This window comes from Arthrobacter sp. NPDC080073, from assembly GCF_040686575.1.
Classification (GTDB): Bacteria; Actinomycetota; Actinomycetes; order Actinomycetales; family Micrococcaceae; genus Arthrobacter.
Map to the genome: position 1 here is coordinate 36,416 of NZ_JBFBKR010000020.1, position 15,854 is coordinate 52,269.

The 15,854-nt window shown below is 62.9% G+C and carries 16 protein-coding genes; 3 read left to right on the plus strand and 13 right to left on the minus strand.

What is annotated here, in order from left to right:
- Window positions 1–476 precede the first annotated feature (476 nt).
- Complete coding sequence (locus tag AB0O52_RS18895; RefSeq protein WP_364540793.1) at window positions 477–2,042, plus strand: APC family permease; 1,566 nt, start codon at window positions 477–479, stop codon at window positions 2,040–2,042.
- 62 nt (window positions 2,043–2,104) lie between these two features.
- On the opposite strand, the gene AB0O52_RS18900 is transcribed toward AB0O52_RS18895, so the two are convergent.
- The 10 genes from AB0O52_RS18900 to AB0O52_RS18945 form a co-directional block, all read right to left on the minus strand.
- Entirely contained in the window at window positions 2,105–2,650 is a 546-nt protein-coding gene (locus AB0O52_RS18900; RefSeq protein WP_364540795.1) for a hypothetical protein, read from the minus strand.
- 439 nt (window positions 2,651–3,089) lie between these two features.
- Window positions 3,090–3,392, minus strand: a complete 303-nt coding sequence (locus AB0O52_RS18905) for a DUF4193 domain-containing protein (protein ID WP_059388261.1) — start codon at window positions 3,390–3,392, stop codon at window positions 3,090–3,092.
- Between the two features lie 143 nt (window positions 3,393–3,535).
- Entirely contained in the window at window positions 3,536–3,712 is a 177-nt protein-coding gene (locus tag AB0O52_RS18910) for a hypothetical protein (RefSeq protein WP_364540798.1), read from the minus strand.
- Window positions 3,713–3,768: 56 nt separating this feature from the next.
- Window positions 3,769–4,620, minus strand: coding sequence for a DUF6454 family protein (locus AB0O52_RS18915; RefSeq protein ID WP_364540801.1), 852 nt, complete (start codon window positions 4,618–4,620; stop codon window positions 3,769–3,771).
- Window positions 4,601–6,148: an inositol monophosphatase family protein gene (locus tag AB0O52_RS18920; RefSeq protein WP_364540804.1), complete on the minus strand. Its 1,548-nt coding sequence runs from the start codon at window positions 6,146–6,148 to the stop codon at window positions 4,601–4,603. Before AB0O52_RS18920 ends, AB0O52_RS18915 begins: the two co-directional genes overlap by 20 nt.
- Window positions 6,145–7,224: an ABC transporter ATP-binding protein gene (locus AB0O52_RS18925; protein WP_364540806.1), complete on the minus strand. Its 1,080-nt coding sequence runs from the start codon at window positions 7,222–7,224 to the stop codon at window positions 6,145–6,147. The genes AB0O52_RS18920 and AB0O52_RS18925 overlap by 4 nt, the downstream gene beginning before the upstream one ends.
- Window positions 7,225–7,255: 31 nt before the next feature.
- A complete protein-coding gene (locus AB0O52_RS18930) occupies window positions 7,256–8,119 on the minus strand; it encodes an ABC transporter permease subunit (protein WP_364540809.1) in 864 nt (287 codons plus the stop codon).
- Window positions 8,119–9,081 carry a sugar ABC transporter permease gene (locus AB0O52_RS18935; protein ID WP_364540811.1) on the minus strand — a complete coding sequence of 321 codons (963 nt, stop codon included), beginning with the start codon at window positions 9,079–9,081 and terminating at the stop codon, window positions 8,119–8,121. Before AB0O52_RS18935 ends, AB0O52_RS18930 begins: the two co-directional genes overlap by 1 nt.
- Entirely contained in the window at window positions 9,078–10,238 is a 1,161-nt protein-coding gene (locus tag AB0O52_RS18940) for an extracellular solute-binding protein (RefSeq protein ID WP_364540814.1), read from the minus strand. Before AB0O52_RS18940 ends, AB0O52_RS18935 begins: the two co-directional genes overlap by 4 nt.
- Window positions 10,239–10,402: 164 nt before the next feature.
- Entirely contained in the window at window positions 10,403–11,221 is an 819-nt protein-coding gene (locus tag AB0O52_RS18945; protein WP_364540817.1) for a hypothetical protein, read from the minus strand.
- Between the two features lie 116 nt (window positions 11,222–11,337).
- On the opposite strand from AB0O52_RS18945, the gene AB0O52_RS18950 reads away from it, so the two are divergent.
- Window positions 11,338–11,652, plus strand: a complete 315-nt coding sequence (locus tag AB0O52_RS18950; protein ID WP_364540819.1) for a hypothetical protein — start codon at window positions 11,338–11,340, stop codon at window positions 11,650–11,652.
- Window positions 11,653–11,778: 126 nt separating this feature from the next.
- On the opposite strand, the gene AB0O52_RS18955 is transcribed toward AB0O52_RS18950, so the two are convergent.
- The 3 genes from AB0O52_RS18955 to AB0O52_RS18965 form a co-directional block, all read right to left on the minus strand.
- The gene (locus AB0O52_RS18955) at window positions 11,779–12,921 is read right to left on the minus strand and encodes a hypothetical protein (RefSeq protein WP_364540822.1); all 1,143 of its coding nucleotides are present in this window, start codon (window positions 12,919–12,921) and stop codon (window positions 11,779–11,781) included.
- Window positions 12,922–13,012: 91 nt separating this feature from the next.
- Entirely contained in the window at window positions 13,013–13,684 is a 672-nt protein-coding gene (locus AB0O52_RS18960; RefSeq protein WP_364540825.1) for a response regulator, read from the minus strand.
- On the minus strand, window positions 13,681–15,309 hold the full coding sequence (locus AB0O52_RS18965) for a sensor histidine kinase (protein WP_364540828.1): 1,629 nt from the start codon (window positions 15,307–15,309) through the stop codon (window positions 13,681–13,683). The genes AB0O52_RS18960 and AB0O52_RS18965 overlap by 4 nt, the downstream gene beginning before the upstream one ends.
- Before the next feature lie 221 nt (window positions 15,310–15,530).
- Between AB0O52_RS18965 and AB0O52_RS18970 the strand changes: the two genes are divergently transcribed.
- The coding region (locus AB0O52_RS18970; protein WP_364540830.1) for a hypothetical protein at window positions 15,531–15,854 on the plus strand (324 nt) is incomplete at its 3' end.

Sequence of the window (15,854 nt, forward strand, 5' to 3'; positions counted from 1 at the left end):
CCGACAAACGCCCGCTCACTTATGGGCCGTTTCCGGGAAACGCTCGCTCAGATGATGTGAGCGAGCGTCGCCACATTTGGCCGCATATGTGAGCGAGCGTCGCCACATTTGGTCGCATATGTGAGCGAGCGTCGCTCCCCTTTGTTAAGACCCCGACGCTCGCTCACCTTTGGGCCCATTTCGGCAAACGCTCGCTCATTTATAGGCCGTTTCCGGCCGACGCTCGCTCAGATGATCCACCCCGAACCAAAATTGTTTGGCCAAACCACTTGCGTCAAGGCTTCTCCGCGTCCATACTAAATGAACGTCATTCATTTAGTGACTCCCGTCTCACCGGAGAACAGCCATCATGATCTACACCACCTACCCGGGCGTCCCAACCTCCCCCGCCCGCCATCAGCTTCGATGACCCCACAGACGGCTTTCACTGCATCACCCAGCAACAACCTTCGGCCCATCTAGAAAGAGCCAAGCACATGACTCAAATAACCCGCCCAAGCGCAAGGAAAACCGTGGAGGCCCACGATCCCGCCGGCACCGAACACGGCATCAGCGGCAAAGGACTCAAGACGGGGCAGCTGGGGCTCCTCGCCGTCGTCGTCCTGGGTATTTCCTCCGTGGCGCCCGCCTACAGCCTGACCAGCTCACTGGGCCCGGCGGTCAACGCGGTGGGCCTGCAACTGCCTGCGATCTTCATCGTCGCCTTCATCCCGATGATCCTCGTGGCATTCGCCTACCGGGAGCTCAACGCAGACTCTCCCGACAGCGGCACCACCTTCACATGGGCCACGAAGGCCTTCGGCCCGTTCATCGGCTGGATGGGCGGCTGGGGGCTGTTGGCCGCGAACATCATCGTCCTTTCCAACCTGGCAGGCGTCGCGGTGGACTTCTTCTACCTCTTCCTCGCCCAGGTTTTCGGCAATCCCGATCTTGCCGACCTCACCACCAACAAGGCCTTGAACATCGCCACATGCCTGGTCTTCGTGGCGCTGGCTGTCTGGGTCAGCTACCGGGGCCTTCACGCCACCAAGCTCGTGCAGTACGCGATGGTGGGGTTCCAGGTAGTGGTCTTGGGCGTGTTTATCGTCATGGCGCTCACCCATGCTTCCTCCGGTGACACCCCCACGGCCATCGCCTTCAGCTGGGACTGGTTCGACCCGACGAAAATCAGCAGCTTCGAACAGTTCGCTGCCGGCATGTCTTTGGCGGTCTTCGTCTACTGGGGCTGGGACGTCTGCTTGACGGTCAACGAAGAGACCAAGGGCGGCAAGGGTACAGCCGGCAAGGCCGGAACCACGACGGCGATCGCCGTCCTGGGACTCTACGTCGCAGTGATCGTTGCAACGATGATGGTCGCAGGTGTTGGCGGCGACGGCATCGGCCTCAACAACCCGGACAACCAGTCCAATATCTTCGCCGCGTTGGCTTCCCCCGTGATGGGTCCCTTGGCCATCCTGATGTCTTTGGCCGTACTCGCGGGCACAGCGTCGTCCCTGCAGTCCACCATGGCCTCCCCTGCCCGAAGCCTGCTCGCCATGGGTCACTACGGCGCCCTTCCGCAGAAGTTCTCCACCGTGAGCAAGCGCTTCGGTTCCCCGGGCTATGCAACCATCATGGCCGGGGCTATCTCCGGCGGGTTCTACGCCATCATGAAGGTGGTCAGCGAGAACGTCCTCAACGACACCATCCTGGCCCTGGGGTTGATGATCTGCTTCTACTACGGAATGACCGCTTTTGCCTGCGCTTGGTACTTCCGGCACAGCGTATTCAGCAGCGTCCGAAACTTCTTCATGCGCCTGCTCTTCCCGGTGATCGGTGGCGTCGTGCTGACCCTCGTCTTCATCCAGACGGCAGTGGACAGCTGGTCTCCGGACTTCGGCAGCGGTTCCGAGATCTTCGGCGTCGGCCTCGTATTCATCATCGGCGTGGGCATTCTGGCCCTCGGAGCAGTCGTCATGGTGATCATGGCCCGCGTCCGCCCCGGCTTCTTCCGCGGCGAGACCCTCCGCAAGGACACTCCGGCACTCGTGGTTCCCGAGTAAAACTCAACATGTCAGAAGCCCTGTTCCGGAATCATCCGGGCAGGGCTTCTGTGTTGGTTGCTTCACCACATGTGGGCGACGTCGATCACCAGCCGTGATCCCGTTCCCGGACCAGCCAACGTGAAGACCCTGAAGGGAAGCCGGGCGCGAACACCCAGGCCAAGGGTCGTGTATCCCTCGAAGCTGCCCGCGTAAGCCACCTGCCGGAAGGTCTTGTAGTCCGAGACGTTGGTCAGCTCGTTCTTGTCGGCCGGGTTGTACGTGGCATTGCCGCCGGAGTTGTAGGCGGGGGCGTTCACGGTGACTTGGAGAAAAGCGTTGCCCCTCAGCTCGACTGGAAGTCCCGAGCCGTCGTGCAGCACCTGTGGAACGTAGCGGATTGAATAGCCGGCAACAGCACCGTTCAGGTCGACCACCAGGCGGTCATAGCAGCTTTGCTGGCCCGTCCTGACATTCACCACTTGTGCCTGGGTCAGCGCCGGGTTGGACTTCGCCAATGATCCCCACACGATCCCGCAATACGGCTCTGCGGACGCCACCCCTGGAGCCACGAGGCCGAGTCCGGCAGCCACCACCAAAGCCGCCAACCACGCACGAAACTTTCTCATCTGGGCCCACTCCCCTTGAATACTTGAGCGATCCGATACCTCAAGCGTAGGAGCGTCGGGGCCCTTCCAGGAGCTTCGTATCCGCTTCGGCGCCCAACTGTTAGTGAACCTCGCAGAGGGTCACGAGGACGTCATCGTGCCCCTTGGTTTCCGCGGTTTTACAGGGTTTCGGGGCCGTTTCGTGCCTCCGTTCGTTATCACGGATAACGACGCCGGAGCGGCCGCTTCCGAGGGTTGCGTGGTGCAGGTGAAGGGGCCGGTGGCCTGCGTCACGCACGGCAGCTTTTTAGGGGTCTGCAGCCTGCCAAACCCCTGGATTCCGGGACTCTCGCGGGCATGATCTGCCAAAAGTCTGCTGGGCGTGACATGCAAAAGCCCCGCCCGACTGGTTTGGTATCCACTGGATCCCAGTCGGGCGGGGCTGCTTTGCGTGCGGGTTTTAGCCTTCGCAGTCGCGGCAGTACTTGAGACCGTTCTTTTCCAGCGCGATCTGCGACCGGTGACGGACCAGGAAGCACGATGAACACGTAAATTCATCGGACTGCTCCGGGACAACGATGACGGTCAGTTCTTCGCCGGACAGATCGGCGCCCGGAAGGTCAATGCCCTCGGCTGTGTCGTTCTCGTCGATGTCGATGACAGCAGTCTGGGCACCGGAGCCGCGCGACGCCTGAAGGGCCTCGAGCGATTCGGCGGGAGACTCTTCTTCGGTCTTGCGTGGGGCGTCGTAATCGGTAGCCATTGTTGTGGTTCACTTTCGTTGCTGCATAGTGCCATTTCAGGCACCTCAGTGAAGCAGTTTAGGGCATAGTACACGCCATCAACGAATAGTGTGTTCAACAAGACATTAGGCCACTCAAAAACCCCGGAATCCCGGGGTTTTAACTACTCCATAACTCGGACTTTCCGTGCCTGGGCGTCGGCAATGGCCACACCGCTGAGGGCCGGGAGCCAGCCGTACCGGGTGGTTTCGGTGGCTCCGGAAGCCCCCAGCTCTGCGGCGTCGTAGAAGTAGGCAGCCTCGATCCAGGCGCTCACCTTGGACATGATGGATACGATCATCCGGCCACGCTATCGAGGCCCCGTTCAGGACCCGTTTCCGGTCTGTCACCGCTGTGTTAAATGATCCTGTAGCTCAGTATCCGCGTGCCGCCGTCGTCGTCGCCGTCGTCCGGCGCCGCGTGAATAAACAGCCCGGATTCATCCGCGGTGACGGTGACAGGGTTCCGTGTGATGACGTGGCCGGCGCCGCTGAACACGCTGATGGGCACATCCCAAGCGATCCTTTGCCGTAGCGGTTCCACCAGGGCCAGTCCCCCGAGTTCAAGGGCGGTGCCATGGGCCCGCGGCAGCAGGGAAATCCCGCTGCACAGCAGGAGGCCCGGCCCCAGGAGCTGGGCATCCTGGTAGTCGACGAAGTGGCCGGGGTTCTCCCACTGATCCATCAGGCGGCCTTCCGTGTCCCAGGTGAAGAGCTGCCGGGAACCCCAGCTTCCGCCGAACACCAGGTCCAGTCCCGGGTCGCGGAGGATCCAACCGATGTGGTCGTCCACGCGGAACCGCTCGCGGACCTCGAAGGTGTCCGGATCGATCGTATAGACGATGCTTCTGCTCGCGGCGCGGTACTCAGCGACGGAAACCCACACGTGGTCGCCGTCGAAGTCGATACCGCCCGGGTGGTAGACGGTGCCCTCGCCCACCGGAATATCGCGAAGCAGCCCTCCATCTGGCCCGAGGACGAAGACGTGCCCGCTCCCCCGCCCGGGAGTTCGCAGCGCCGGATCCGCCGCTGGGCGCGGCGCTTCGAGGATCTCAACGGACGACAAGAATGTCAGTCCCTTGGCGAAGGCCATGCCCTGCGGGTGGTGCGTCGGAAAGTCGAGGGGGATCTCCTTAACCAGTTCGAAGCGGCTCCCCCGGTCAAGGGCGGAAATATCGTCGGCGTGGAGCTCACTTGCCGGCGTCGGCATGTGCTTTGCTCCACAGTTCGTAAAGTTCGGCGGAGTATTCCGGACGGGCCGCAAGCACCCCGCCCTGTTTCGGGAACGTGTCGATCTCGCCTTCGGAATTGAGGACGATGCCTCCGGCCTCTTGAACAACGAGCGTCGCAGCCAAGTGGTCGATCGGGCTGAAGCTGCCGATGATTGCCCCCGCACCACGCCCGGCAGCTACGCCCACCACCGTCATGGTGGCCGAACCCATGATCCGCATGATGCTGTGCCGTTCGCCGAGCTCGGCGAGCAGTTCAAGCATTCCGGGCCACGGCAAGTGCCCCGCGAGTTCGGTCGCCACCACGGTTCCGGCCAGGTCCGGCGTCGGGACTCCAGCACGGGCAAGCGAAAGCGGCTTGCCGTTCAGCCAGGCACCATGACCGGCCCACCCCTCGAAAATCTCGCCACGCCAAGGATCTGCGACGACGGCGACCGCGGGTTTGCGGTCCACCGCCAAGGCCAGCGAGAACGCCGTCCAGGGAATGTGGTTCACGTAATTGGTGGTCCCGTCGACGGGATCAAGGTACCAACACGGTGCGCCGGGCACGGCGACGCCGCCCATTTCCTCCCCTACCACCGTGTGGCCGGGAAGGCGGGCGGCAATCACTTCGCGGACGTGGCGCTCGACGGCGACATCCACTTCCGTGACCAGATCAGCAGGGTGCGCCTTGGTCGAGACCTGGCCGCGATCGGCGTCGCGCATGTACCCGACGGCCCATTCGGCCAGCTCCAAGGCGACTTTCCGGGACTCAAGTACCTCATCTCCGGCCAGTCCCCCGGGAGCCTGGGCCGAAGCCCATGCCTGCGGGTCTTCACCGATGGCGCTTTGCAACAGATCCAATTGGTTGCTCGTGATCGAATCCACGCCAAGTCCCAAGGCCCAGCGCATGGTTTCCAAGTCATCCACGGTCCAGCACGCAACCTTGGCTCCCGTGGCGTGGATCTGTTCGACCATGTCCTTGCTGAGAACGACGTGCTCGGAATTGACGAACTCGGGACTTAGTTCGGCTAACAGCTCCTCCGGCGGGGCGATCCTCTTGCTCCACGGCAGCCAGATCCGGGCATCCTGGTCGAGGGCGCGGATGGTCCGCATTCCGTCCAGGTTCCCGCACCAGGCCACTTCGACGCCGCTTTCGCGTACGACGGCGGCAGCCGCCTCTGCGGGGCCGGGCTCGTCCATGTCGATGAGCAAGGTTGACCGGCTGCCTCGGAATAGTTCGAGGGCTTCGGAAAGCAGCGGAATTCGTTCCTCGCCCGCGCCCAGCTGCCTGATCCGGTCGTAGTCGAGGTCTGCAGCGTCGGCGTCGAGGCTCCAGATCCTGAGCAACGAGGCATCGTGGAGCAGGATTACCTGCCCGTCCTTCGTTACCCGGACGTCCACCTCCACGAGGTCCGCAGCCGCGTCGATGGCTGAGGCGATGGCGGGCAGGGTGTTCTCCAGGTGTTTGTTGGAGTCGCCCCGATGGGCCGTGGCGCGGGTCCTTTTGGTGTCAATGATGTTACTCAAAGTGCGGCACCCGCCTCTGCTACCAGTCGTCCGTCCCGGAAGGTCATGGCTTTGCGGATCCCCGCATAGGTCCGCTGGCCTGGCTGCATGAGCTCGCCGCTGACAAAGCTGCGGAGCTGGGCGTCGGCCCTGCGCACGTACACTTCTTGGAAATGTCCGCGCGGGACGACCCTCTCGACGGTCGCCGGGACAGCACCTGCGAAGGGCGCGTCTGCCAGGATGACGTCCTCGGGCCGGATCCCGAGAATGTCCGGGCCCGCGGTGATGAGTCCGTTGTTGAGCGAGCCTTCCAGTCGGTTCATGCTGCCGATGAAGGTGGCCACAAACTCGGTTTCCGGGCGGGCATAGAGCGCTTCCGGAGTACTGTATTGCTCGATTCTGCCCGCATTCATGACGGCGATGCGGTCGGACATGGACATTGCCTCTTCCTGGTCATGGGTGACGATGACCGTGGTGATGCCCAGTTCCTGCTGGATCTTCCGGATGTCTTCGCGCACTTTGACCCGCAGTTTCGCGTCCAGGTTGCTCAGCGGCTCGTCGAGGAGCAGGAGCTTCGGCTCCTGGACGAGTGCCCTGGCCAAGGCCACGCGTTGCTGCTCGCCGCCGGAGATGCGCGCGGGCTTGGAATCCTTGTGGTGCAAGAGGCTGACCAACTCCAGGACGGTTTCCACCCTGTCCTTGATCTCGGCTTTGGACATCTTGCGGAGCTTCAGGGGGAAGCCGACGTTCCTGGCCACGGTCATGTGGGGCCACAGTGCGTAGTTCTGGAACACCATGGCGCTGGGGCGGTTCTCCGCGCCGAGGTGTGACACTTCCTGGCCTTCCACCTCAATGGAACCGGAATCCGGTTCCAGGAAGCCGGCAATCATGCGAAGCGTCGTCGTCTTGCCGCAGCCGGAGGGCCCTAGCAGGGACACCAGTTCGCCCTCTTTTACCGAGAGATCGAGGTTGTCGATGATGGTGCGGCCGCCGAGGACCTTGTGGAGGCCGCGTACGGTCAGGCCACCGCCCGACGCCGAGGTCCCCGGCTTCGTGGTGCTGGTCAGTGGTTCAGTCAATGGTTCATGAATAGTCATGGGTTCTCTGTCTGACGTTGGGCGCGGGGCGCTATTTGATCTGGAAGCCTTCGGCGAGCTGGCCGCCGAGGATGTGCTTGTGCGCCGCGAGCATGAGGGCAACGGAGGGGATGGCCAGCAGGATCGAAAAGACTGCTGCCACCTGCGTGGGGTAGTTCAGCACCAGGCTGTACATCTGGGTAGGCATCGTCATGAAGGCCGGCGCCCCGACCAAGTACGTTCCTTGCGCTTCGTCGAATGACGCCAGGAAGGACATCACGGCCGCGACGATGATCCCAGGCAGTGCCATGGGGAGGGTCACTGAAGCGAACACGCGCAGTTTGGAGGCTCCGGCGTCGCGGGCTGCTTCCTCCAGGTTCCGCGGAACCGCTGCGAACGCTGCCGCCGGAATCCACGTCATGAAGACCACTGTGCCCAGCACGTGCACCACGAGGATTCCCAAAATGGTGTTCATGAGGTTCAACGCGTAGAAGAGTGCCGCGAGGGTGACGAATAGGCCCATTTTTGGAAAGGCGTTGGTCGCGAACAGGCTGATCAGGAAGAACCGGCGCCCGGGAAAATCAAAGCGGGCGAAGGCGTAGGCCGCGGGCAAACAAATGATCGCGGATACCAGAACGGTCAGCGGGGCGAAGAACAACGAGTTCTGCACTGCGATGCCGAGCGCGCCGTCGTTGACCACCACTTGCCACCAGCGCAGCGTCCAGTCATCGGGAAGGAGATTGGGGAAGGTCCAGTTACCGGCGAACGCGCGGACGCCGAGCCAGAGCAGCGGGCCCAGGATGAAAACGACCATGAGCACGACGAACAGGCCCACCAGCACACGGCGGACAATCGAGTCCAGCGTGAGCGGCCTGCGGGAGCGGAAAGGAGCCGGCGATCCGGTAGCGGTAGCCATCAGACTTTCCCCTGTTCCTTGGCGGAACGGAAGTTTGCCCACACGTAGAGCGCGGCGATTCCGGAGGCAATCAGGAAGACAGTGAAGGCCATGACCGCCGACTGCTGGGGTTGGTTGAAGGCGGAGAAGTAGTTGGACATGTCCACTCCGAGCATGTTCGGCGAATTGGGCCCGGTGAAGTACGGGACCGTGAAGGATCCAACGATTCCAATGGCCGTAAACGTCGTCGCGATGATGATGGGAACTGCCGCCATGGGAACGATTACTGAGACGATCGTGCGCAAGGAGCCGGCACCGGCGTCGCGGGCTGCTTCGATCATGGCGTTCGGCACGGACTGCAGTCCGGAGGAGACCATGAGCACGGCGAAAGGCAGGGACGTCCAGACCGAGCCGATGATGACCGTGACCATGGTGAAGGCCCATACGGGGAAGTCAAGCCCGAAGAGGGCGAAGACGCTCCGCAGGAAACCCGTGCCGGAGTAGAAGGTCAGGATCGCCCACGAGGCGATGACCACCGGGATGAAGAGCGGGACGATCGCCAGTCCGGAGAGGAGCCGGGCCATTCGACCGCCCCTGAGCTTGAGGTAGAGCCCAATGCCTAGGGCCAGGAAGATGACCGTTGCCGTGCTCACCAGCGTCACGATGACCGTGACCAAGAGGTCGCCGAGGAAGCGCTTGTTGGTGAACATCTCCTGGTACGCGGCCAGGGTTCCCCACCAGGCGTCTGCCTCGTGCACGTTCTGGCCAATGGTGGCGATGGTGTGGTTCAAGCCACCGGTCAGGCCGATGCTGAAGCCGAAGGCGAGCACGATCGGGAAGCCGACGAAGAGTGCGATCAGCAGGATCGGCGGGAGGGCCATGAAGAATCCGACGGCGCGCTGGCCCAGGCGCTTGGGCCGCGGCGCACCAGCCGGCGGAACTGTTGGTTGCAGTTCCGCCGGCTTTTGAAGCGTGGTTGTCACTGGCCGGGAACCTTCTGGTCCCAGAGGTTGTTCAGGTCTTTGCCCATCTGGTCGAAGTAGCCCTTGCGCAGGTTGTTGGTGTCTGCGTCCTTGAACTTGTCCTTCACATCAGCAGGCAATTTGTCCAGGCTGATGGCCGGGAACCCGGACATTTCCTTGATGATCATGGTTTGCGCGTCCGGCGAGAGGACGAAATTGGCAAGCTTCAGCGCGGCTTCCTGGCGGGGCGAGGACTTGGGAATACCGAGGTAGGCGGCGCCGCCGGTGAACGACGGGTTGCTGATCTGGGTGGCCTTTACGGCGGACGGGATCTGGCCGTTGGTCAAGCCGGTGATGAACTGGTCGGACCACACCGGGGCCATGGAGATCTGTCCCTTGGCGAGCAGGTCAAGGGTTTGCTGGTTGCCGTTGGGGTAGACGCCGTTCTGGAAGACGGACGGGTTGAGGTCCTTCAACGTCGCGAAGCCTTGGTCCCAGTACTTCTCGAGGTCCTTCTCGTAGCCCACCGCCATCTTGGCGCGGGCGTCGGCGGGAACGAACTTGTCCAAAACGGTGGCAACGAATGCGCCGCCAGACCCTCCCGACTTGGGCGAGTTGTAGGTGAACTTGCCCGGGTTTGCCTTGATCCAGGCGAGCAGATCGTCCAGGGTCTTCGGCGGAGTGGCAACTGTCTTGGTGTCATATGCCAAGAGCACCGCGGAGCCACGGTACGGGATCCCACCCGTGCCGCCGGCCTTGATGACGTCCTGCGGGACATCGTTCAGTGCCGGAATCGTCTGCGAGCTCACGGAGGTCAGCAGATTTGCTGCGGAAGCCTTGGAGACGAAGCCGCCATCCACGAGGTCGAAATCAGGTTGCTTGTTCTGCTCCGTGGCGCTGGTCAGTTTCGCCAGGGTCTGGGCATCGTGCTCGCCGTGCAGATCGAGGGTGACCTTCACGTTGTAGCCGGGGTTGGCCTTCTCGAAGGCAGGAACGAGGCTCTTTTCCCACAGGTTCTGGACGTTCGTGTCCCCGCTGATAAAGACGGTGATCGTCTTGTCCGGGGATGCGCTGGAGCCATTGTTCTGGGCCGAAGCGGTACTGCTTTGAGCGCAGCCGGTCACAGCGGTGGCTGCAACAACGGCGACGGCGGCCGCTGCTAGAAAGCGGTTGGTCATGGTGTTCCTTCATCTTGAACCGAAAAGTCCCCCAAGGGCAGGAACTACCTTCCAAGGGCAAGGTAAAGGAGTGGGTCATGGCCCATGAATCCGGGGTTAACCGGAAACAGAATTCACGCAAATATGTCAGGACATGCGAACATCAGCAGTAGCAATGGATTGCGCTACTTGCGGGCCCGATTCCGGTGGATCGTCAGGAACGTGACCAGGACGGCTATCGCCGCGGCCAAGGCAAGGCTGACGGGGCCGGTACCCCAGTCGAGTCCCCCTCGATCGGGGGAAACGGCGGTCCAGTCGGAGAAGGACGCCCCCAATGGCCGGGTCAGGATGTAGGCGAACCAGAAGGCCGGGATCGCCGCCAGCAGGCGACGCCAGTGGGCCAGTGCGGGGACGGCGATGACAACCGCGAACATGATGCCTGAGGCAAGGTAGCCCAGGCCCAGCGTGTAGGCGGTCAGGTCCCCGGTAGCCGTGCCAAGCGCAAAGGTTGTCAGCACCGCAGCCCAATAGAAGGACTCCCGACGCCGGGTAGTGATGCTGTGGATGGAGAGGGTCTTCTCGCTCCGGTGCCAGAGCAGGAAGACGACGGCGAGCGCCGCGGTGAAGAAGAGGGTCGACGCCAGATAGGGGACGCCAAGTCCGACGTGGACGGCGTCGGCGGCCATGGTCCCAAACACACTGACCATCGCAACAGCGGTCCAGTACACCCAGGGGATGTACCGGCGGACCCGGAACTGCAGGACCAACGAAATCACCAATGCCGCGAACCCCAGGCCCAAAGCGATCTCGGGTTCGAAACGGTGTACAAGAAAATCGGACGTAGTTTCGCCCATCCCGGTTGTAAGGATCTTCACTACCCAGAACAGGACGGTCACCTCGGGTACTTTCGAGGCGGCGGCTCGGGAAACGGCATTCTGCGGTTGCTCGCCGACAACTGCGGTGTCCTTGAGCCGCGGGCTAGCGGTGAGTTCTTCGGGCATCATGGCCCCCATTGTTCAGGGCTTTCCCGAGCGTTTCCCGAATACGACACTCGTACGACCCTGCCTGACACGGCAGCCAACCCTCAATCAGCAGGCCCGATTCGCGGGATAATGGAACTATGGCCGATCAGGATCTGGATCCTTGGGACGAGTTCGACAGGCTCAAACCCGCGGGACACGATCGCGTCCAGGGCTATCCGGGCGGGGAACCCTTGGGTTTTGGCTTCCAGACGGGCGTGCGGAGCGCGAGAGTGGCCTTCGGTTTCGCCGTCTACTCACTGGTCCTTGGAACCGTGCTCGTCTTTGTCGGGATCATTGACTTTATCGGTAAGGGCGAGTTGCTGTGGCTGGGATTGATGGTGCTCACCGAGGCCGCATTCATCTACGGCTTCATCCAGCTGGCGCACCAAGCGCGCAAGCGCCGCTCAAGCTAGGGGCCCGCCCACGCGGATTGATTGTACGAGTCCGGCCTCCTGCAGCACCGCGATCTGCTTGGCGATCGCTTGTCGGGTCGTGTGAAAGAGCAATCCCTAGGTTGCAGATCGAGACTTGCCACTGTCTCAGAGGGCGGATCTCCTGCGGCGTCCCGCGGCCGCGATGAAGACGGCGACGGCGATTGCCACTATTGCGGCGCCGCCACCGATTGCAGTGAGTGCCTGATCGGTTTGCCCGGACCCTGCGGCCGCTAACGCCGCTTTCGAGGCTGTGGAGCTTGGCGCCCCCGGGGGCATGGCGGCGTAACGGGAGACCGAGCCGTTGCCGGTACCGCTGCCCGGGCTCGTCACAATGACTGTCCCGTCCGGAGCCACCGCCAGATGCCCGGAGTTGCTATCTGTTGGAATGGAGGATCCCACTACTGTTGCGCCCGGGGGGATGACTGACAACACGCGGTCTTGGACCGTGGTCACGTAGAGGGTACCGTCCTGCCCAACGGCTGCCTCTTGGGGTCCTCCGGGGACGAAGATGCGGTACGCGACTGTGTCAGCGCCCGGTTTGATGACAGCGACGTGATTGGAACTAATGTTGGTGACATAAATTGTCCCGTCGGGGCCGGCTGCGATCCCGTGGGGGTTCTCTGTGCTCCCGGGAGTTGCGCTGACCTGAATGGTCCGTGACACTGCGCTCGCTCCCGGGGGAATGACCGAAACCGTCCCCGCGATTTGGTTTGCTACGAACGCAGTTCCGTCCTTCGCGACCGCGACCTCCACCGGTCCTGCTCCGACAGGCACTGTGCGGTCCACGGTCGATCCGTTCGGCGCAATGACCGACACGGTGTGCTCCGAGGAGTTCGGAACGTAGATCGTCCCATCGGGGCCTGCGGCGATCAGATGATTCCCGCGGGAAACCGGGATTCGTCGTGCGACGCCGGTTGCGCCAGCAGGAATGACGCCCACGTCGAACTGATTCGTAGCACTGTCCAGCTCAGCCACATAGAGCGTGCCGTCCGGGGACAATGCCAAGCCTGACGTGGGCCCTCCCGTGCTGATGGTCCGGGATGGCCGGACCGCTCCGGGAGGTACCACCTGGATGCCGCCAGCCCCGCCGTAGTTGCCGACATACGCAGTGCCGTCGGAACCAACCACCACGCCAACTGGCACCCCGCTGATGTCGAGAACTTCCGAAGGGGCCGCCATCGCAGGCATCGCTCCTAGATAGGCGAACACGCCCGCCGCGGCCACGAAGGCCACGCTCCAAATTTTCACTTTCTACCCCCACAGATGTCCCCCACAACGGCGCTGGACGCCGACTCGGCGGAGCCTGCTCCGCGTCAGCAGCATATCCTGCGGCCGGTCCTCAGCCCTTGCGCGGCAAGTACGTGTTCACGGGGCGCCCCGTCGAACCGTAGGCCAAATGCAGGTCAACGAGTCCCTTGCGCTCGAGTTCGCTGAGATAGCGCTGGGCGGTGGGGCGGCTGATGCCGACGCTGCCCGCAATCTCCGATGCGCCCAAGGGTTCCGTGGAGTGAACCACCATATCGAGGACTTTTTGCATGGTGGGCGGCAGGCGCCGGGATCCTTTGGCAGGCGGAGCGGTCCGGCGCAGGCTGAAGAGCTGGTCCACGGTCGCCTGATCGGCGACGGTCCGGGACTCGGCTTCCTGCCGCCAGCGCCGATAGGCCTCGAGCTGGGTTTGCAGCTGTTCGAAGCCAAACGGTTTGACGAGGTAGTACACCGCTCCCCCGCGCATGGCGGCCCGTACGGTCTCGAGGTCCCGGGCGGCGGTGATCATGACGGCGTCGAGCTTTTCGCCGGCTCCCTGAAGGGACCTCAACAGGCTGATTCCGTCTTCATCGGGAAGGTAGACATCGAGGAGAAGGAGGTCTGGTTTGAGCCGCTGCACGGCTTCCCTGGCCTCCGCCGCGGTGTGGGCCTCACCGACGCATTCGTATCCCTCGATTTTGGCCACGCGGCTGGCATGGATGCGCGCTACGCGGAAGTCGTCGTCGACCACCAAGGTCCGGATCATTCGATTGATTTTCCTGTCATGACCGGGGCGTCGGATTCCATGTGCGGTTCCGGCAGCCAGATTTCAAAGCGTCCCCCGGGGCCCGGGAAAACATCCATGGTGCCCCCTGCACGGTGAACGATCCTGCTCACGAGCGCAAGGCCTATCCCCCGACGCATTCCCGGCCGCGGTTCCTTGGTGGTGAACCCGTCAGCGGTGATCGTGCCCACCAATTCTGCAGGAACGCCGGGCCCGTTGTCGGTCACGCATATGAAGATGCCGGAGGAATCGTCCAGCTGGATGGTCACCTCACGGGGCGCCGGTTGCTCGGCGAGGATCTCGACGGCGTTGTCGAGGAGGTTTCCGACGATCGTCAGGAGCGCTTGCGTTTCGAGGAACGGTTGGCGCAGCTGCGAGTCGTCCGTCACCGAGATTTGGACATCCTGCTCGGCAGCAACGGTGATTTTCGCAAGCAGCAGGGCCGCGAGCTCCGGCGGCTCGATCCGCGAGCGCAAGCCTTCGCCAAGCGAGCGCGAGGTGTCCGAAATCCGCGATACGAAATTCCGTGCCTGGTCCACATCTCCGAGTTCCAGGAGCCCGTCCACCACGTGGAGACGGTTCGCGTACTCGTGCTCCTGCGCGCGCAAGGCCTCCATCAGGCCTTCGACGGAGCGAAGATCGCGCACCAGGCCCTCGACCTCGGTGCGGTCGCGCAGTGTGACCACCGAACCGATGCTCCTTCCGGCCAAGGCAACGGACATCCGGTTCACCACCAGCAAAGCGTCCTCGGTGATGACGATCTGGTCGGTACCGCTGATCTGGCCGGTCAGCAGGGAACGAAGCCGTCCGGGCGGCAGGAGATCCTCGATCTTCTCTCCCAGCACGTTTTCTTCCAGGTGGAGCAGGGAGCGCGCCTCGGAGTTGATGACGGTGACCCGGCCGTCGTCGTCGAAACCTATCATCGCTTCGCGGATGCCGTGCAGCAGGGCTTCGCGTTCCTGCAGGAGGGACGCAATCTCCACCGGTTCGAGATCGAAGGTGACCCGCTTGATTCTGCGCGCCAGGAGCGCCGAACCCATGGCGCTGATCACGAGCACGACAGCTGAATAACCGGCAATCAGCAACACCTGTTTGGCGAGCTCGCTGCTTTCCGTGGTCTCCAGGATTCCCACCGAAACCTGCCCGACGACGGTCCCGTCCGCCGCGCGCACCGGCGCCTTGGCGTTGACTGAGTCACCGAGGCTGCCTTTGTCGATGCCGACATGGGTCTGCCCGTCAAGGACCGCAACGGGTTCTTCCAGGGTCTGTCCGATGAGGTTCGGATTCGGATGGGAGTACCGGACACCCTTCCGGTCGGACACGACGACATAGTCCGGCTGCGCTTGGGACTGGACTTTGCTCGCAATCGCCTGAATCGTGTGCGCTGGGTCTCCGTTCCCCAGCGACGTCACGATTTCCGGCATTTGCGCCACCGTCGTGGCAATGCCCAGCGCCCGGAGCCGGTACTGGTCTTCGAGGGTCTGGTTGCTGATCTGGGTGTAGAGAAGAGCACCCAAAGTGACTGTCACAAAGAGGATGCAGAGCAGCCACACCAGGATCTGGGAGGCAAGGGGCCGCGCCTTCCAGCGCGCGCCGAAAAATCGCAAGCCACGCAACTCTGGATGCACCGCCAACCTCTTCCTACTCCCTTAGTAGCTTATGTGACAAAGTTCACGCCCACTATCTCCCTCCGGGCTTCCGGATCCTGTGAGCCAGGCAAAATGTCACAGTTCAGGCACAGCAAGGGCATACAGGGGCCAAAGCCTGGGGTTCGAGGATGGGATACAGCTTCGAACCCCTCGGAGTTGAACCTCTAAGGAGCAACATCGTGAATAAAGTCCGGAAAATCGCAGTAGGCGCGGCCCTGATAGGCGCGGTCGCAGGCGGCGGAGCCCTCACTGCCATGGCTCTGCCGGCCGATGCCGCAACCACTGATACCTCGACCGCCAGCCCGTCCGCCCCCGCCACGGGCGACGGTACGCACGGAAACGAAACAGCCCTGACCGGTGACACTGCAAGCAAGGTCAAGGCCGCTGTTCTGGCGGCCAACTCCGGGGCCACGGTGGAGAACATGACCACCGAAGACGACGGCAGCGCCGCCTACGAAGCCCACATCACCAAGTCGGACGGCACGCACGCCACCGTCAAACTA